Origin of the sequence: Salmonella sp. 2018103 (genome assembly GCF_026247685.1) — a bacterium.
Lineage (GTDB): Bacteria > Pseudomonadota > Gammaproteobacteria > Enterobacterales > Enterobacteriaceae > Salmonella > Salmonella enterica.
The window spans coordinates 3,819,838-3,837,301 of the sequence record NZ_CP111029.1; the positions used below are offsets into that span (position 1 = coordinate 3,819,838).

16 protein-coding genes and 1 other annotated feature are annotated in these 17,464 nt (G+C 51.9%); of the genes, 5 read left to right on the forward strand and 11 right to left on the reverse strand.

Features of this window, described 5'->3' with window-relative positions; translation table 11 throughout:
- Positions 1-98: 98 nt before the first annotated feature.
- The 3 genes from OLG56_RS18460 to dnaK form a co-directional block, all read right to left on the reverse strand.
- Positions 99-1,046, reverse strand: coding sequence for a LysR family transcriptional regulator (locus tag OLG56_RS18460; protein WP_039514726.1), 948 nt, complete (start codon positions 1,044-1,046; stop codon positions 99-101).
- Positions 1,047-1,326: 280 nt separating this feature from the next.
- Positions 1,327-2,466: a molecular chaperone DnaJ gene (dnaJ, locus tag OLG56_RS18465; RefSeq protein WP_001119009.1), complete on the reverse strand. Its 1,140-nt coding sequence runs from the start codon at positions 2,464-2,466 to the stop codon at positions 1,327-1,329.
- 85 nt (positions 2,467-2,551) lie between these two features.
- Positions 2,552-4,468: a molecular chaperone DnaK gene (gene dnaK / locus OLG56_RS18470; RefSeq protein ID WP_000516126.1), complete on the reverse strand. Its 1,917-nt coding sequence runs from the start codon at positions 4,466-4,468 to the stop codon at positions 2,552-2,554.
- Between the two features lie 348 nt (positions 4,469-4,816).
- Between dnaK and OLG56_RS18475 the strand changes: the two genes are divergently transcribed.
- From OLG56_RS18475 to satP, 3 genes are all read left to right on the forward strand, one after another.
- Entirely contained in the window at positions 4,817-5,221 is a 405-nt protein-coding gene (locus OLG56_RS18475; RefSeq protein WP_207011557.1) for a DUF2541 family protein, read from the forward strand.
- A gap of 35 nt (positions 5,222-5,256) precedes the next feature.
- On the forward strand, positions 5,257-5,970 hold the full coding sequence (gene msyB, locus OLG56_RS18480; protein ID WP_023137528.1) for an acidic protein MsyB: 714 nt from the start codon (positions 5,257-5,259) through the stop codon (positions 5,968-5,970).
- 149 nt (positions 5,971-6,119) lie between these two features.
- Positions 6,120-6,686, forward strand: coding sequence for an acetate uptake transporter (gene satP, locus OLG56_RS18485; RefSeq protein WP_000528525.1), 567 nt, complete (start codon positions 6,120-6,122; stop codon positions 6,684-6,686).
- A 55-nt stretch (positions 6,687-6,741) separates the two neighbouring features.
- Here satP and mog read toward each other — a convergent pair whose 3' ends face one another.
- Together mog and tal are read right to left on the reverse strand one after the other, a co-directional pair.
- Positions 6,742-7,332 carry a molybdopterin adenylyltransferase gene (gene mog, locus OLG56_RS18490; protein ID WP_000380373.1) on the reverse strand — a complete coding sequence of 197 codons (591 nt, stop codon included), beginning with the start codon at positions 7,330-7,332 and terminating at the stop codon, positions 6,742-6,744.
- 259 nt (positions 7,333-7,591) lie between these two features.
- Positions 7,592-8,545 (reverse strand): transaldolase, encoded by a 954-nt coding sequence (gene tal, locus OLG56_RS18495; protein ID WP_000130179.1) that lies wholly within the window; start codon positions 8,543-8,545, stop codon positions 7,592-7,594.
- Between the two features lie 268 nt (positions 8,546-8,813).
- Here tal and OLG56_RS18500 point away from each other — a divergent pair, with 268 nt between their 5' ends.
- Both OLG56_RS18500 and yaaA read left to right on the forward strand, forming a co-directional pair.
- Complete coding sequence (locus OLG56_RS18500) at positions 8,814-10,244, forward strand: alanine/glycine:cation symporter family protein (protein WP_001113801.1); 1,431 nt, start codon at positions 8,814-8,816, stop codon at positions 10,242-10,244.
- 78 nt (positions 10,245-10,322) lie between these two features.
- A complete protein-coding gene (yaaA, locus tag OLG56_RS18505; RefSeq protein WP_000906172.1) occupies positions 10,323-11,096 on the forward strand; it encodes a peroxide stress protein YaaA in 774 nt (257 codons plus the stop codon).
- A gap of 93 nt (positions 11,097-11,189) precedes the next feature.
- Here the strand turns inward: yaaA and thrC are convergent, their stop codons facing one another.
- From thrC to yjjY, 6 genes are all read right to left on the reverse strand, one after another.
- Positions 11,190-12,476 (reverse strand): threonine synthase, encoded by a 1,287-nt coding sequence (gene thrC / locus OLG56_RS18510; RefSeq protein WP_000781105.1) that lies wholly within the window; start codon positions 12,474-12,476, stop codon positions 11,190-11,192.
- Positions 12,477-12,479: 3 nt separating this feature from the next.
- On the reverse strand, positions 12,480-13,409 hold the full coding sequence (gene thrB, locus OLG56_RS18515) for a homoserine kinase (protein ID WP_000241685.1): 930 nt from the start codon (positions 13,407-13,409) through the stop codon (positions 12,480-12,482).
- 1 nt (position 13,410) lies between these two features.
- Positions 13,411-15,873, reverse strand: a complete 2,463-nt coding sequence (gene thrA, locus OLG56_RS18520; protein WP_001264680.1) for a bifunctional aspartate kinase/homoserine dehydrogenase I — start codon at positions 15,871-15,873, stop codon at positions 13,411-13,413.
- A 25-nt stretch (positions 15,874-15,898) separates the two neighbouring features.
- Positions 15,899-16,019: a sequence feature (Thr leader region), on the reverse strand.
- Entirely contained in the window at positions 15,955-16,020 is a 66-nt protein-coding gene (gene thrL, locus OLG56_RS18525) for a thr operon leader peptide (RefSeq protein ID WP_001575544.1), read from the reverse strand. It overlaps the preceding feature by 65 nt.
- A 213-nt stretch (positions 16,021-16,233) precedes the next feature.
- Positions 16,234-16,920 carry a tRNA/rRNA methyltransferase gene (locus OLG56_RS18530; protein ID WP_001527446.1) on the reverse strand — a complete coding sequence of 229 codons (687 nt, stop codon included), beginning with the start codon at positions 16,918-16,920 and terminating at the stop codon, positions 16,234-16,236.
- 399 nt (positions 16,921-17,319) lie between these two features.
- The gene (gene yjjY, locus OLG56_RS18535; RefSeq protein WP_001541509.1) at positions 17,320-17,460 is read right to left on the reverse strand and encodes a YjjY family protein; all 141 of its coding nucleotides are present in this window, start codon (positions 17,458-17,460) and stop codon (positions 17,320-17,322) included.
- Positions 17,461-17,464: the final 4 nt, after the last annotated feature.

Genomic DNA, 17,464 nt, shown 5'->3' on the forward strand with positions numbered 1-17,464 from the left:
ATAATTAACACAAGGAGTGTAAGCGCCCTGTCAGACGGGTGAAAATCAAAGCACATCATTTAAAACCATATTAAATCAAAGCGTAAAAATGAGGTGTATTAGCGACGGAAGGAGGAAAGCGTTTGTAACATACTTACCATCTCATTAATCGTCGATATATTTCTACTATTTTTATTCCAGGATGCATAGACCTGAACTGACTTCAAAGCCAGTTCGGGCGGAGGCTGAATAAATTTAATGTCATATTTACGATGGTTTTTATAAAAAAGCGCTAATTTCAAAGGCATCAATGCAATCAATGAGGTTCGTTCGATCATGCTCATCAAACCGTTAAGCGAATCACTGCGATAGCCGACAATACGCCTGCCAGTATAGTAAAGCTCATCCTTAAATAACTCGCTATCATGATATATCACTGAAGCCCCCATCCCCGGCTGATATAACGCATGACGCGAAGAATAAAAATGATGTAGCGATAGCTGTGAGAGGGTACTCAGCATGTGTTTACTGCTACAGATACAAACAAATGATTTAAAACTATCAATAATTTGATTCTCTATGCCGGACTCCAGCAAAGGTTCGGCACCAATCAACAGATCGCCTTGCGCAGTAAACAGAAGTTCGCTGATACGCTCCCGATTCATATTTCTGACAGAGAAATGATTTATCAAAATACGGTCAAAAATATCGCTGTTATAGAGCTGAGAAAGATAATAGCTTTCAACAATATCACTGCCTAATAACGTTATCTGGAACGCTTCATCTTTTTTGCTATTACAGAGAAATGTGTCATCCACCAGTTTCATCACCTGACTGAAATTTTGGTAAATGTCGACAGCCTTAGCTGTGGGGATGAGCCCGCCTTTCCCTCTGCTAAACAGTTCTTCCGGGTAATAACTCTGCAGGCGCTTTAACGCCATAGAGACGGCAGCCGGTGTAATGCCTAGCTTTTTTGCCGCCATAGCCGCATTTCCTGACAAAATAACAGCGTCAAGAATTTTGATTAAATTATAATCAAAGCTCTTGTTGGCACCTTTCGATCCCATTCGCTGTCTGCCTCCGGAAACTAAAAAAAGCAATATAGATAATACTCAAGATAAATCAATTCACAGCATCTAAAAAAGCAATTGTTAATGTCATCACATCACGTTTTTTTAAAGAATAAGCGTATACAAAACTGCTGATTAACATCAATTTGTTTATCAGTAAAAACAAAATATCAACAAATGAGAGGATACGATGCGTTTAACAGAAGCCTGGGCGCGTACAGGCAGAAAAAAGCCCGGATAAACACCCGGGCTGAAGAAAAATACAACGGGAAAAAGATTAGCGAGTCAAATCGTCAAAGAATTTTTTCACGCCGTCAAAGAAGCTTTTTGAACGCGGGCTGTTTTTCTCTCCCGTCGGGCCGCCAAAACTTTCCTGAAGATCTTTTAGCAATTGCTTCTGTTTTTCGCTCAGACCGACCGGCGTTTCAACCACCACACGGCAGAGCAAATCGCCCTGCGCGCCACCGCGTACGGACTTCACGCCTTTGCCGCGCATACGGAACAACTTGCCCGTTTGTGTTTCGCTCGGTACTTTCAGCATCACGCGACCATCTAACGTCGGCACTTCAATTTCACCGCCCAGCGCCGCCATCGCAAAGTTGATCGGCACTTCGCAATAAAGATTATTGCCTTCACGCTCGAAAATAGGGTGTTGTTTCACCTGGACCTGAACGTACAAGTCGCCTGCCGGTGCGCCATGCTCGCCCGCTTCGCCCTCGCCTGCCAGACGAATACGATCGCCGGTATCCACGCCCGCCGGGATTTTAACGGACAGAGTTTTACTCTTTTCAACACGCCCATGACCGTGGCATTTATGGCACGGATCTTTGATCAGCGTACCGCGTCCCTGACAGTGTGGGCAGGTCTGCTGTACAGCAAAGAATCCCTGGCGCATCTGTACCTGACCAGAACCATGACAGGTCGGACAGGTTTGCGGTTGCGTGCCAGCTTTCGCGCCGCTGCCGTGGCAAACGTCGCACTCCTCCAGCGTCGGAATACGGATCTCTTTGGTCACGCCACGCACCGCTTCTTCCAGGGTGAGATCCATGTTATAACGCAAATCAGCCCCACGCGCCGCACGTTGGCGACCACGCCCGCCGCCAAAGATATCGCCAAAAACGTCACCAAAGATATCACTGAAATCAGCGCCGCCATTAAAGCCGCCGCCAAATCCGCCGCCCATACCGCCTTGTTCAAACGCGGCGTGACCATACTGATCGTAGGCTGCGCGTTTTTGCGCATCGGTCAGCACTTCATAGGCTTCTTTAATCTCTTTAAATTTAGCTTCGGCCTCTTTATCACCCTGATTGCGGTCCGGATGATATTTCATGGCCAGGCGCTTATACGCCTTTTTGATTTCACGCTCTTCCGCTGTTTTGGAAACGCCTAAAATCTCGTAGTAATCTCTTTTCGCCATCTCTTTTTATCTGCCCTTAACATGCATACACGGGCGGAGAGGAAACCTCTTCGCCCGTGCCAGTAATTACCCGTTCAAAGGGCGATTATTTTTTATCTTTTACTTCTTCAAACTCAGCGTCGACAACGTCGTCATCTTTCGCGTTGTTTGCAGAAGCGTCAGCGGAGCCAGCCTGCTGCTGCGCATGTTGCTGCTGAGCGATTTCCATCAGTTTCTGGGAAACCTGCGCCAGTTCCTGCATTTTCGCTTCGATAGCGGCTTTATCTTCGCCTTTCAGGGCAGTTTCCAGCGCGCTCAGGGCAGACTCGATAGCGGTTTTGTCATCAGCCGGCAGTTTATCGCCTGCTTCTTCAACCTGCTTACGGGTGCTGTGCAGCAGATGGTCGCCCTGGTTACGGGTCTGAACCAGCTCTTCGAACTTACGGTCGGATTCAGCGTTCGCTTCTGCATCGCGAACCATTTTCTGAATTTCTTCCTCGTTCAGACCAGAAGATGCCTTGATGGTGATCTTCTGCTCTTTACCGCTATTTTTGTCTTTCGCGGAAACGTGCAGGATACCGTCAGCATCGATATCGAAGGTAACTTCGATCTGCGGCATACCGCGCGGCGCCGGGTTGATACCATCCAGGTTGAACTGACCCAGAGATTTGTTATCAGACGCACGTTTACGCTCACCCTGCAGCACATGGATGGTTACCGCAGACTGGTTGTCTTCCGCAGTAGAGAACACCTGGCTGTGCTTGGTCGGGATGGTGGTGTTTTTGGTGATAAGCGGAGTCATCACGCCACCCATCGTTTCGATACCCAGAGACAGCGGGGTAACGTCCAGCAGCAGTACGTCTTTCACGTCGCCGGTCAGAACGCCGCCCTGAACCGCTGCGCCGATAGCCACAGCTTCGTCCGGGTTAACGTCTTTACGCGGCTCTTTACCAAAGAACTCAGCCACTTTTTTCTGCACCATTGGCATACGGGTCTGACCGCCGACGAGGATCACGTCGTTGATATCAGACACGGACAGGCCAGCGTCCTGCAGTGCGACTTTCAGCGGCTCGATAGAACGGTTCACCAGATCTTCAACCAGGCTTTCCAGTTTCGCACGAGTCACTTTGATGTTCATGTGTTTCGGACCGGTGGCATCTGCGGTAATGTACGGCAGGTTCACGTCGGTCTGCTGCGCAGAAGACAGCTCGATTTTGGCTTTTTCTGCGGCTTCTTTCAGGCGCTGCATTGCCAGCGGATCGTTACGCAGGTCAATGCCCTGATCTTTCTTAAACTCGTCAACGAGGTAGTTGATCAGGCGGGTATCGAAGTCTTCACCACCCAGGTGGGTATCACCGTTGGTTGCCAGAACTTCAAAGGTTTTTTCGCCATCAACTTCGTCGATTTCGATAATAGAGATATCGAAAGTACCACCACCGAGGTCGTAAACCGCGATAGTACGGTTGCCGACTTCTTTATCCAGACCGTAAGCCAGCGCTGCGGCAGTCGGTTCGTTGATGATACGTTTGACTTCCAGACCTGCGATACGGCCGGCGTCTTTGGTAGCCTGACGCTGAGCATCGTTAAAGTAAGCCGGTACGGTGATAACCGCTTCAGTTACCGGTTCGCCCAGATAATCTTCAGCCGTTTTCTTCATTTTCTTCAGCACTTCGGCAGAAATCTGCGGCGGCGCCATTTTCTGACCTTTCACATCAAGCCATGCGTCGCCGTTGTCGGCGCCGATGATTTTGTACGGCATGATAGAAACGTCACGTTGAACTTCTTCGTCCTGGAAGCGGCGGCCAATCAGGCGTTTAATCGCAAACAGGGTGTTTTGCGGGTTTGTCACTGCCTGACGTTTAGCCGGCTGACCAACCAGAGTTTCACCATCCTGGGTATAAGCAATGATAGAAGGCGTAGTGCGATCGCCCTCGGCGTTCTCCAGCACGCGTGCCTGCGTTCCATCCATAATCGCTACACAAGAGTTGGTAGTACCCAGGTCGATACCAATAATTTTACCCATCTAAACGTCTCCACTAAAAATTCGGTCATCATGTGGTTGTGAATCTGTAATAAGGGCGAAACGTGCGGTTTCAACTACCCTGAATCGTTTTTTTTCAGACTCACCACTGCGGTTGACTACAAGATGGGGTCGTAACCCACGTCATCAAGGGGGAGATGAAAAAATTTTTTAGTGACGAGAGGGCGCGATGGAAAACCAGACAGATAAATATTCATGAAATAAATTAAACAACGAATACCATTCACGGAAAAATTGTAATAAAAAGAAAAGATTACAAAACTGAATCGTTGCCATGAGCAGAGTATGATAGACGGTAATTGCTTATTGAACCCGTCAAAGAGAAATTCCATGCGATCTGTGTTAACGATTTCCGCCGGCCTGCTTTTCGGCCTGGCGTTAAGTAGCGTCGCGCACGCGAACGACCATAAAATACTGGGTGTTATTGCCATGCCCAGAAATGAAACGAACGATCTCGCGCTGAAAATTCCCGTCTGCCGCATCGTGAAGCGCATTCAACTCACGGCGGATCACGGCGACATCGAACTTAGCGGCGCATCCGTCTATTTTAAAACTGCGCGTAGCGCCAGCCAAAACCTGAACGTCCCTTCCTCAATCAAAGAGGGCCAGACGACAGGCTGGATCAATATTAATAGCGAAAACGACAACAAACGCTGCGTATCAAAGATTACCTTCTCAGGCCATACGGTAAATTCTTCCGATATGGCGAGACTTAAAGTCATTGGCGACGATTAATCGCTGTTATTTCTATTCCAAAAGCCAGACTGAAAATGAACGTCACTTATTTACACGACGAGGATTTAGACTTTCTTCAGCATTGTAGCGAAGAACAACTCGCCGATTTCGCCCGTTTGCTGACGCATAACGAAAAGGGCAAAGCTCGCTTGTCGAGCGTCCTTAGTCATAACGAGCTGTTCAAAGCGATGGAAGGTCACCCGGAGCAACACCGCCGTAACTGGCAGCTCATTGCCGGCGAGTTTCAGCATTACGGCGGCGACAGTATCGCCAACAAATTGCGCGGACACGGAAAACAGTACCGCGCGATTCTGCTGGATGTCGCAAAGCGGCTAAAACTCAAAGCAGATAAAAGCATATCGACGTTTGAAATAGAACAGCAACTGCTGGAGCATTTTTTACGTCATACCTGGCAGAAGATGGACGCGGCGCATAAGCAGGAATTTCTGCAAGCCGTAGACGCCAAAGTTTCTGAACTGGAAGAACTGCTGCCGCTGCTCATGAAAGATCGCAGTCTGGCAAAAGGGGTCTCCCACCTGCTTTCCACCCAGCTTACCCGCATTTTGCGTACCCATGCCGCAATGAGCATCCTGGGCCACGGATTGCTGCGCGGCGCAGGTCTTGGCGGCCCGGTCGGCGCGGCGTTAAACGGCGTCAAAGCGATGAGCGGCAGCGCGTATCGCGTGACTATTCCGGCGGTGTTGCAAATAGCCTGCCTGCGACGAATGATGGCAGCCGTTCAGGCGTGAATGCCCTCACAGGGGGAAATATTTTCTTTTCCCCCTTATTAGATCATAGACAGTCCTCTTCCCCCTGATTATTATGCCGCGCCCCGAATACGGAACTCGTTATTCTGGGAAACTATTTCACCATTCAATTATGATGATTTTGAGGAATTATGGGCAACACTAAGTTGGCTAATCCGGCACCGCTGGGCCTGATGGGCTTCGGCATGACCACCATTCTGCTTAACCTGCACAATGCCGGTTTTTTCGCCCTGGACGGTATTATTCTGGCGATGGGGATTTTCTACGGCGGTATCGCGCAAATTTTTGCCGGTCTGCTGGAGTACAAAAAAGGCAATACCTTTGGTTTAACGGCCTTTACCTCTTACGGTTCGTTCTGGCTGACGCTGGTCGCTATCCTGCTGATGCCGAAAATGGGCCTGACGGATGCGCCTGACGCTCAGCTACTCGGCGCTTATTTAGGTCTGTGGGGCGTGTTCACGCTGTTTATGTTCTTTGGTACGCTGAAAGCCGCCCGCGCGCTGCAATTTGTTTTCCTGAGCCTGACCGTACTGTTCGCTCTGCTGGCGGTCGGCAATATCACCGGTAACGAAGCCATTATCCATATCGCAGGCTGGGTTGGTCTGGTTTGCGGTGCCAGCGCTATTTATCTGGCGATGGGTGAAGTGCTAAACGAGCAATTTGGCCGCACTATTCTGCCAATCGGCGAAGCGCACTAAATCTCTTTATTCCTCCCGCACCGGGAGGAATAACCCTACTATCAGTATCTTCCGGTCAGGATGACATATTCTCACGTCTGGCGCTCTTCGGACGGAAAGCGGCAACCACTTCCGGCGCGGTTTCGACATACGGCCCGTCAAGCAGCTGTATGCAATACGGCACGCTCGCAAAAATGCCCGGCACGCTAACGCTGCCATCGTCCGCTTTTACGCCTTCCAGCGTTTCTTTGATCGATTTTGGCTGTCCAGGCAGATTAAGAATTAACGCCTGTTTACGGATAACGCCCACCTGGCGGGAAAGAATGGCGGTCGGCACAAAGCGCAGGCTGATCTGGCGCATCTGCTCGCCAAAACCTGGCATTTCACGGTCAGCGATGGCAAGGGTCGCGTCCGGCGTGACGTCGCGACGTGCCGGACCGGTACCGCCAGTGGTCAGCACCAGATGACAGCTCATCTCATCGACCAGTTCACACAACGTTTGCTCGATAATTTCCTGTTCATCAGGAATTAAGCGCCGTTGGACCTCGAAAGGCGTGGTCAGTGCAGAAGCGAGCCACTCCTCAAGCGCAGGAATGCCTTTATCCTGGTAAACGCCGCTTGAAGCGCGGTCGGAGATAGAAACTAAGCCAATACGTAAGGTATCCATAATTATTCCGTTAAAACAGTCTCGTTATGCAGAATCATACACGCGAATGGACAGCAATACTAAATCCCGGAACAGGTAAACCATTGGGTTAGCGGACAGCAGATTATTGCGCGGGCCATGCTGGAAAATTTTATTCCGATGGCCGATATCACCGAAATGACCGGCGTTAGCGCAGAAGAGCGCCCGTCACTGCAGCATTAATAAAAAAATAGCCCGCTCTCAGCCGGAAAGCGGGCTATTGTCATGCAATCTGTCAGGATTACAGCAGATCGCCGATCATTTTTTCCAGTTTTTCCTGGTCTACCGCAAACTTACGGATACCATCCGCCAGTTTGTCAACCGCCATCGGATCCTGGTGATGCTGCCACAGGAACTCGGCTTCGGTAATGCGTTCCGGACGCGCTTTGACTTCGCCGGAGAAAGAGAGCTTACGCTCAATCGCCCCTTCGCTTTCCGCCAGTTCTTTCAGCAATGCCGGCGCGATAGTCAGACGGTCGCAGCCCGCCAGCTCCAGAATTTCGCCTACGTTACGGAAGCTTGCGCCCATAACGACGGTTTCGTAACCATGCTGTTTGTAGTACTCGTAGATTTCCGTTACGGAAACCACGCCCGGATCTTCAGCTGGCGCATAGTCTTTCTTGTCGGTATTGGCTTTATACCAGTCAAGAATACGACCTACGAACGGCGAGATCAGGTAGACGCCCGCTTCGGCGCACGCACGCGCCTGCGCGAAGGAGAACAGCAGCGTCAGGTTACAGTTGATGCCTTCTTTTTCCAGCTGTTCGGCTGCGCGAATGCCCTGCCAGGTGGACGCCAGCTTGATCAGGATACGATCGTTGCTGATACCCGCATCATTGTAGAGTTTAATGATACGTTTTGCTTTGGCGATAGACGCTTCAGTGTCATAAGACAGACGCGCGTCAACTTCGGTAGAAATACGCCCCGGCACCAGCTTCAGGATTTCCAGGCCAATATTCACCGCCAGCTTATCGGTCGCGTCAACAACCTGCTGCGCGCGGTTGCTGCTCTGCTGTTTCGCCCAGGCGACAGCATCGTCAATCAGCTTACGATATTCCGGGATTTGCGCTGCGTTAAGAATGAGAGAAGGGTTAGTTGTAGCATCCTGCGGCTGGTACAGCTTCATTGCCGCGATATCTCCGGTATCAGCCACTACGGTGGTGAACTGACGAAGGGAGGTCAATTTGTCCGTCATGATAGAGTTTCTCTTTAAACAGCTTGTTAGGGGATGTAACCGGTCTACCCTGATGATAACACGACGCACTCACAGCGCAACCGCCTACATGCACCTGGCTGCCCTTGTGCACTGTTTGCGTATCTGCCGACGGTTGATGCGCAATTAAAGGATACCGCCGTATTTATGGTAAACTGCCGTTAATATTAGTCTGACAAGGTCATCTACATCATGGGTCACGCTTATACAGGATTATCAAAGCGTGCCGGCATCAACAAGAGGGACGTTAATGCCTGAGTTTTTCAGTTTTATTAACGAAATACTCTGGGGCTCGGTAATGATTTACCTGCTGCTCGGCGCAGGATGTTGGTTTACCTGGCGTACCGGATTCATTCAGTTTCGTTATATTCGCCAATTTGGCCGCAGTCTGAAAGGCAGCCTTAGCCCGCAGCCAGGCGGCCTGACGTCATTTCAGGCGCTGTGTACCAGCCTCGCGGCGCGGATTGGCAGCGGTAATCTGGCCGGCGTGGCGCTGGCTATCGCCGCAGGCGGTCCCGGCGCGGTATTCTGGATGTGGGTCTCGGCCATCATTGGCATGGCGACCTCCTTCGCCGAGTGTTCGCTTGCCCAGCTTTATAAAGAACGTGACCCGACAGGCCAGTTCCGCGGCGGCCCGGCGTGGTATATGGCGCGCGGGCTGGGAATGCGCTGGATGGGCGTGGTTTTCGCCCTCTTTCTGCTCGTCGCCTACGGGTTGATTTTTAATAGCGTGCAGGCGAATGCCGTCTCACGCGCGCTCCATTTCGCCTTCAACATTCCGCCACTTATCTCCGGCATTGCTCTGGCGTTCTGTGCCCTGTTAATTATCATTCGCGGCATAAAAGGCGTCGCCCGCCTGATGCAATGGCTGATTCCCCTCATCGCGTTATTGTGGGTCGCCGGCAGCGTATTCATTTGCTTCTGGCATATTGAGCAAATGCCTGGCGTTATCGCCTCGATAGTCAAAAGCGCATTTGGCTGGCAGGAAGCCGCGGCAGGCGCAGCCGGATATACGCTCACTCAGGCTATTACCAGCGGTTTTCAGCGTGGGATGTTCTCTAATGAAGCGGGTATGGGGTCAACGCCTAATGCGGCCGCGGCGGCAACGTCGTATCCCCCTCACCCAGTCGCGCAGGGGATTGTGCAAATGATTGGCGTATTCAGCGACACCATTATCATCTGTACCGCCAGCGCGATGATTATCCTGCTGGCGGGGAATCACGCGTCCCACTCGTCAACAGAAGGCATTCAGCTTCTCCAACATGCAATGGTTTCGTTGACCGGTGAATGGGGCGCCAGTTTTGTCGCGCTTATCGTCATTCTGTTCGCGTTCAGTTCTATCGTCGCCAACTATATTTACGCTGAAAACAATCTGTTTTTTCTGCGGTTACATAACGCAAAGGCCATCTGGCTATTACGCCTTGCGACGCTTGGCATGGTTATCGCCGGTACGCTTATCAGTTTTCCGCTGATATGGCAGCTCGCTGACATGATCATGGCCTGTATGGCCATTACCAATCTGACGGCGATTTTGTTGCTCTCACCGGTGGTGTATACCCTCGCCAGCGATTATCTGCGACAACGGAAACTGGGCGTAAGACCGCAGTTCGATCCGCGGCGCTTCCCGGATATCGAACCACAACTGGCGCCAGATACCTGGGATGCGGCATCGCGCGATTAAGCCGACAATCGCAACCATCGGTCAACTCTGCGGCGTTTTTTTGCTAAAGTCGCAGAAAATTCCCTGCAAGGACTGGATATGCTGATTCTGATTTCACCTGCAAAAACGCTTGATTATCAAAGCCCGCTGGCCACGACCCGCTATACCCAGCCGGAGCTGTTGGATCACAGCCAGCAGCTTATTCAACAGGCCCGCCAGCTTTCGGCGCCGCAAATTTCCAGGCTGATGGGAATTAGCGACAAACTGGCGGATCTCAACGCCACGCGTTTTCATGACTGGCAGCCTCATTTTACGCCGGATAATGCACGCCAGGCGATTCTGGCGTTCAAAGGCGATGTTTATACCGGCCTACAGGCGGAAACGTTCAACGACGCGGATTTTGATTTTGCTCAACAGCATCTGCGTATGCTCTCTGGCTTGTATGGCGTATTGCGCCCGCTGGATTTAATGCAGCCTTATCGTCTGGAGATGGGGATTCGCCTGGAGAATCCGCGCGGCAAAGATCTTTATCAATTCTGGGGCGATATCATTACCGATAAGCTCAACGAAGCGCTTGAGGCGCAGGGCGATCGGGTGGTGGTGAATCTGGCCTCCGAGGAATATTTTAAATCGGTGAAGCCGAAGAAACTGAATGCCGAACTGATTAAGCCCGTGTTCCTTGATGAGAAAAACGGCAAGTTTAAGGTGATAAGCTTCTACGCCAAAAAAGCGCGCGGACTGATGAGCCGTTTTATTATTGAAAACCGCTTAACGAAGCCGGAACAGCTTACCGCGTTTGACCGTGAAGGGTATTTCTTTGATGAAGAAACCTCCACACAAGACGAGCTGGTCTTTAAACGCTACGAGCAGTAACGGCATCGCCGGATGGCGGTTACGCCTTATCCGGCCTACAAATCGACACCACCCCATAGGCCCGGTAAGCGACAGCGCCACCGGGCGCAATGGTTACTGGCGGGTCATCATCAGCTTACGCAGGGCGGCAAAATCCGCAGGCAAATGATGTGAAAGCAGCGGCAGGTCGGCGCGTTCGGCGAGCGCTTCAGGCAAGGCCAGAGTTTCTCCCAGAATGGACTCCACGCTTTCTTTAAACTTCGCCGGATGCGCCGTTCCGAGAAACAAGCCATACTCGCCAGGGTTTAACTGGTCGCGTAATGCCCGATACGCTACCGCCGCATGAGGTTCCGAGATATAACCTTTCGCTTTCAGCTCGCGCATCGTCTGCTGTGTCGTAGTATCATCCACCGCCGCATAGCCCAGCTCAGTCAGGCGCCAGATTTTACGGCGGAATAGCTCCTCCACGCGCGGCCAGTTATTCGGCTGGCTGACATCCATCGCATTCGACAGGGTCGCCTGCGTCGCTTTCGGCGCCCACTTCCCGTCATGCAGAAAACGCGGCACCGTGTCGTTGACGTTGGTAGCGGCGATAAAGCGTTTCACCGGCAGGCCTAACGACTTCGCCAGCAGTCCTGCCGTCAAATCGCCAAAGTTGCCGCTGGGGACGGAGATCACCAGTTGGTTACGCGCCCCCTGCGGCAGTTGCGCCACGGCTTCAAAGTAGTAGCAAATTTGCGCCAACAGGCGGCTGATATTAATTGAATTAGCCGAATTCAGCCCCAGCGCCGTTTTCAGTTCTTCGTCATCAAATGCCTGTTTCACCAGCGCCTGGCAAGCGTCGAAATCGCCGTCGATCGCCACGGTTTCAATGTTGCCGCCCAGAGTACAGAACAGTTTTTCCTGCAACGGACTGATTTTACCGCGCGGGTAGAGAATGACGACCCGCACATTTTCCAGGCCATAGAACGCGTGAGCCACCGCCGCGCCGGTATCACCTGACGTTGCGGTCAGAATCGTCACCGGTTTGTCGCCGCTGATATGCGTCAGCATTTGCGCCATAAAACGCCCGCCGAAGTCTTTAAAGGCCAGCGTCGGACCATGGAACAGCTCCAGGCAACCGACATCGCTTTCTACCTGCGCTACCGGCGCCGGGAACGCAAACGCCGCGCGGACGCGCTCTTCCAGAATTTGCTGCGGTATTTCATCGCCAATAAATGCCGAGAGGATCTTTGCGCTACGGCTGACAAAGTCCTGGTTGAGCATCTCATCAATTTCCGTCAGGCTAAACTCCGGCAGATCGTGCGGAAAAAAAAGTCCCTGCTGTTTGCCCAGTCCTTGCGTGACGGCCTGCGCAAAGCTGACCTGCTCATTATGGTCTTTCAGATTATAGAGTTTCATTGATTATCCCACTACTCGTGCGCCCGCCGTATCCAGCCGGCAAATATGAACGAAGCCTTCCTGATTTTGCAGATAATGTTTGCTCAGCCAGTCCGCGACGCGCTGCGCCGTCTCCGGTTTATCGCATAGCGCAAACAGCGTCGGCCCCGACCCGGAAATCCCGCTCGCCAGCGCGCCGATCTCCGACACCGCCTGCCGCGCCTGGCTAAAGCCCGGCAGTAAACGCGCGCGGTATGGTTCGGCAATAACATCTTTCATCAGCGCGGCGGCAAGCTGCGGCTGCCGCGAGTAACAGGCGTGAATAAAACCGGCCAGATGCCGTCCATGCGCAATGCAATCCTGACGGCGATACTGCGCAGGCAAAATGGCCCGTGCTTCTGCGGTGGAAACTTTAATGCCCGGATAAGCCAGTACCCATAGCCACTCATCAAAGCCCGGCACCTGTTGACTAATAATGCCGTTTTCTTCAATCATCAACTGCATACCACCAAGAAAGCACGGCGCGACGTTATCGTAATGGATGCTGCCGGAGATACGGCCTTCCAGCTCGCCCATCAGCGCCAACAGACGCGTGTCGTTTAACGGTTTGCCGCAGTGCTCATTCATCGCGACCAGCGCGGCGACGACGGAACAGGCGCTGGACCCTAACCCGGAACCAATCGGCATATTTTTTTCCAGCGTCATCGCCACCGGGATGGTTTTCCCCAATGCCTGGCAAAAACGTTCCCAGCACTGATAAACAATATTTTCACGCGGCTCCGGCGGCAGTTTATCGGCAAATCGCCCCAGGTTATGCAGACGGAAATGGTCCGCTGCTTCAACGGATACCACATCGCCCAGCAACGTGCCGTCAACGGGTGTGACGGCTGCGCCCAACACGTCGAAACCGACGCTCATGTTCGCGCTGGAAGCCGGGGCATACACTTTCACCATGTTAAACTCCTAACTTCCATGAGAGGGTCCGTAACAGATCGGCAAACACGCCCGCCGCCGTCACATCATTGCCTGCGCCGTAGCCGCGCAGCACCAACGGCAAGGGCTGATAATAGTGGCTGTAGAACGCCAGCGCGTTTTCACCGTTTTTCACTTTGAAGAGCGGATCGTTACCATCAACTTCGGCAATCTTCACGCGGCACACGCCATCCTCTTCGATATTGCCCACATAGCGCAATACCTTACCTTCATCACGAGCTTTCGCCACACGGGCGGCAAACGCGTCGTCAAGCTGCGGCAGATGCGCCATAAAGGTGGTCACATCGCCGGAGGCGTCAAACCCGTCCGGCAACACCGGTTCAATCACAATATCGGAAAGCTCCAGCTCGCGGCCCGTCTCGCGGGCGAGGATCAACAGTTTCCGCGCCACATCCATACCGGAAAGATCGTCGCGCGGATCGGGTTCGGTATAGCCCATCTCGCGCGCCAGCGCGGTCGCCTGTGAGAGACTCATCCCCTCTTCCAGTTTACCGAAAATAAAAGAGAGCGACCCGGAAAGAATGCCGGAAAATTTTTGCAGTTCATCACCCGCATTCAGCAGGTTTTGCAGGTTTTCGATCACCGGCAAACCGGCACCGACGTTGGTGTCATACAAGAATTTGCGCCGTGATTGCGCGGCGGCGAAACGTAGCTGATGGTAGTAGTCCATCGACGAGGTGTTCGCTTTCTTGTTTGGCGTCACCACATGGAATCCTTCACGCAGGAAGTCGGCATACTGGTCGGCCACCGCCTGACTGGAGGTACAATCAACAATCACCGGATTGAGTAGATGATATTCTTTCACCAGGCGAATTAAGCGTCCCAGATTGAACGGCGCGTTCGCTTGCGCCAGTTCCGCCTGCCAGTTGTCAAGATTCAGGCCATGCACATTGGTTAGCAACGCCTTTGAGTTTGCCACGCCGCACACGCGTAGATCGATGTGCTTGTTCTTCAGCCAGGTTTGCTGACGTTTAAGCTGTTCCAGTAGCGCGCCGCCGACGCCGCCGACGCCAATGACAAACACTTCAATCACCTGATCGGTATTGAACAGCATCTGGTGCGTTACCCGCACGCCGGTGGTGGCATCGTCGTTATTCACCACCACAGAAATGGAACGCTCAGAAGATCCCTGAGCGATCGCCACGATATTGATATTAGCCCGCGCCAGCGCGGCGAAGAATTTTGCTGAAATGCCGCGTAGCGTGCGCATACCGTCGCCGACAACAGAGATAATCGCCAACCGCTCAGTAACCGCCAGCGGCTCCAGCAGCCCCTCTTTCAGCTCCAGATAGAACTCATCCTGCATCGCACGTCGGGCACGCGCGCAGTCACTCTGCGGCACACAGAAGCTGATGCTGTACTCAGAGGAGGACTGGGTAATGAGCACCACCGAGATCCCGGCGCGAGACATGGCGGCGAAAACACGCGCCGCCATCCCAATCATCCCTTTCATTCCCGGGCCGGAGACGCTAAACATCGCCATGTTGTTAAGGTTAGAGATCCCTTTAACCGGCAGATTATCATCGTCGCTGGACGCGCCGATCAGCGTTCCTGGCGCCTGCGGATTGCCGGTATTTTTAATCAGACAGGGGATCTGGAACTGGGCGATAGGCGTTATGGTGCGAGGGTGAAGGACTTTGGCGCCGAAGTAAGAGAGTTCCATCGCTTCCTGGTAGGACATCGATTTCAGCAGCCTGGCGTCCGGCACCTGACGTGGGTCACAGGTATACACGCCATCGACGTCAGTCCAGATTTCACAGCAGTCAGCGCGTAAACAGGCGGCCAGCACGGCGGCGGAATAGTCGGAACCATTACGGCCCAGCACCACCAGTTCACCCTTTTCATTACCGGCGGTAAAGCCCGCCATCAGGATCATGTGATCGGCTGGGATCTGGCTGGCGGCGATACGGCGAGTCGATTCCGCGATATCGACGGTAGATTCAAGGTAATGGCCCACCGCCAACAGTTTTTCTACCGGATCGATCACCGTGACGCGATGCCCACGCGCCTCCAGGAGTCCCGCCATAATCGCGATCGACATTTTTTCGCCACGGCAAATCAGCGCGGCGTTGATGCTATCCGGGCACTGACCCAGCAGGCTGATACCATGCAGAACATGTTTGATCTGAGCGAATTCTTGTTCGACAACCATTTTCAACCGTGCAAGCGGGAATCCCGGCTGCGCGCTGGCAAGTCCTGCGAGCAGGTCAGAAAAAATACGTTCGGCATCGCTGATATTCGGCAAAGCATCCTGGCCGCCGATAGTTTTTTCAATCATCGCCACCAGATGGTTGGTAATTTTCGCGGGGGCGGAAAGTACGGTCGCTACCTGCCCTTGCCTGGCATTGCTTTCCAGAATATCGGCAACACGCAGAAAACGTTCTGCATTTGCCACTGATGTACCGCCGAACTTCAACACTCGCATGGTTGTTACCTCGTGATCTCTGGTCGAAAAAAAAGCCCGCACTGTTCAGGTGCGGGCTTTTTTCTGTGTTTCCTGTACGCGTCAGCCCGCACCGTTACCTGTGGTAATGGTGATGGTGGTAATGGTGGTGGTGCTGATGCGGTTCATGGATGTTGTGTACTCTGTCATTTTTATTTGTCTGTCTTGTATTCCTATATTGGTTAAAGTATCTGCCCGCCTAAGTCAATAAATTTTTAAATTGATCACATTCCGAAACTTGTTCATGTGCTGCTGGCGATATATTTACTTTCAACCAATTCCCCCTGTCATGATCTCTTGCAACCAGACGTAATCTCTTATTATTTTAAAAATCACAGCACGTTATTTTGTTAGTTTTTTTTCAATATCATGGACCAAACGGTGCAACATTACCGTATCTCGCTGTCCCAGCAGACCGATTCGCTGTTGTAGCCAGTCGGTTAATTTGTGGTCATCGGCTGCCTCCAGAGTCGTTAGCAGGCGTAAAAAGCGCGCGCGTAACGCCTGTAACTGCAATTCATCAGCAATATCAACGGATTCTGTGGTCTGTTGCATTAAACCTGCTAATTGATAGCAATACACCATGACTGCCTGACCCAGATTGAGCGAAGGGTAATCCGCCGCCATCGGCACGCCGGTCAATACATCCGCCAGCGCCAGCTCGTCATTGGTCAAACCGGAATCCTCACGGCCAAAAACCAGCGCGGCATGACGCATCCATCGTGATTTTTCCTGTAATAAGGGAACCAGTTCAGCGGGCGAAGCGTAGTAATGAAATTTTGCCCGGCTGCGGGCTGTCGTCGCGACGGTAAAATCCACATCGTGGAGCGCGTCGGCAAGGGTATGGAAAACCTCAATATTATCAATAATATCTCCAGATCCATGTGCGACCCAACGGGTAGCGGGCTCCAGGTGCGCCTGGCTGTCGACAATACGCAGGTCAGTAAATCCCATGGTCTTCATAGCCCGGGCGGCTGCGCCGATATTTTCCGCTCTGGCGGGAGCGACAAGAACGATTGTTACACGCATTTCATTACTCTTTTTGACTAATTTACAGGAAATTAGCTGGCGTTTGTAAGCATATTACGCTTCGCAAATTTACAAAATTTTAACGGATATCACTGAAAAAGCATTTTTGATTTCGTAAAAGACGCTACACTATTGCGTATCTGTACTATTGCTGTTTATGTTAACAGAACATCGTTATCCCGCTGTTTATTTAGGATAATTTAATTTAAAATAGATCCTGCTCTTTGGATTCATCGCATTTATTAGTTGGCTTACGTAACTAGTTGGAATATTGCAAATTTGTGATGAAAGCTAGCATTTAGCTACGATGATTTCATCAAACTGTTAACGTGCTACAATTGAACTTGATATATGTCAACGAAGCGTAGTTTTATTAGGTGTCCGGTACGTCTTAGCCTGTTATGTTGCTGTTAAAATGGTTAGGATGACAGCCGTTTTTGACACTGTCGGGTCCAGAGGGAAAGTACCCACGACCAAGCTAATGATGTTGTTGACGTTGATGGAAAGTGCATCAAGAACGCAATTACGTACTTTAGTCATGTTA

What these genes read in the sequence shown, in the direction of transcription:
- yjjY (WP_001541509.1), bottom strand. Translation starts at nt 17,460, where the DNA reads ATGACTAAAGTACGTAATTGCGTTCTTGATGCACTTTCCATCAACGTC.
- OLG56_RS18475 (WP_207011557.1), top strand. Translation starts at nt 4,817, where the DNA reads ATGCGATCTGTGTTAACGATTTCCGCCGGCCTGCTTTTCGGCCTGGCG.
- OLG56_RS18460 (WP_039514726.1), bottom strand. Translation starts at nt 1,046, where the DNA reads ATGGGATCGAAAGGTGCCAACAAGAGCTTTGATTATAATTTAATCAAA.
- OLG56_RS18530 (WP_001527446.1), bottom strand. Translation starts at nt 16,920, where the DNA reads ATGCGTGTAACAATCGTTCTTGTCGCTCCCGCCAGAGCGGAAAATATC.
- mog (WP_000380373.1), bottom strand. Translation starts at nt 7,332, where the DNA reads ATGGATACCTTACGTATTGGCTTAGTTTCTATCTCCGACCGCGCTTCA.
- dnaJ (WP_001119009.1), bottom strand. Translation starts at nt 2,466, where the DNA reads ATGGCGAAAAGAGATTACTACGAGATTTTAGGCGTTTCCAAAACAGCG.
- OLG56_RS18500 (WP_001113801.1), top strand. Translation starts at nt 8,814, where the DNA reads ATGCCTGAGTTTTTCAGTTTTATTAACGAAATACTCTGGGGCTCGGTA.
- msyB (WP_023137528.1), top strand. Translation starts at nt 5,257, where the DNA reads ATGAACGTCACTTATTTACACGACGAGGATTTAGACTTTCTTCAGCAT.
- thrB (WP_000241685.1), bottom strand. Translation starts at nt 13,409, where the DNA reads ATGGTGAAAGTGTATGCCCCGGCTTCCAGCGCGAACATGAGCGTCGGT.
- yaaA (WP_000906172.1), top strand. Translation starts at nt 10,323, where the DNA reads ATGCTGATTCTGATTTCACCTGCAAAAACGCTTGATTATCAAAGCCCG.
- tal (WP_000130179.1), bottom strand. Translation starts at nt 8,545, where the DNA reads ATGACGGACAAATTGACCTCCCTTCGTCAGTTCACCACCGTAGTGGCT.
- thrC (WP_000781105.1), bottom strand. Translation starts at nt 12,476, where the DNA reads ATGAAACTCTATAATCTGAAAGACCATAATGAGCAGGTCAGCTTTGCG.
- satP (WP_000528525.1), top strand. Translation starts at nt 6,120, where the DNA reads ATGGGCAACACTAAGTTGGCTAATCCGGCACCGCTGGGCCTGATGGGC.
- dnaK (WP_000516126.1), bottom strand. Translation starts at nt 4,468, where the DNA reads ATGGGTAAAATTATTGGTATCGACCTGGGTACTACCAACTCTTGTGTA.
- thrA (WP_001264680.1), bottom strand. Translation starts at nt 15,873, where the DNA reads ATGCGAGTGTTGAAGTTCGGCGGTACATCAGTGGCAAATGCAGAACGT.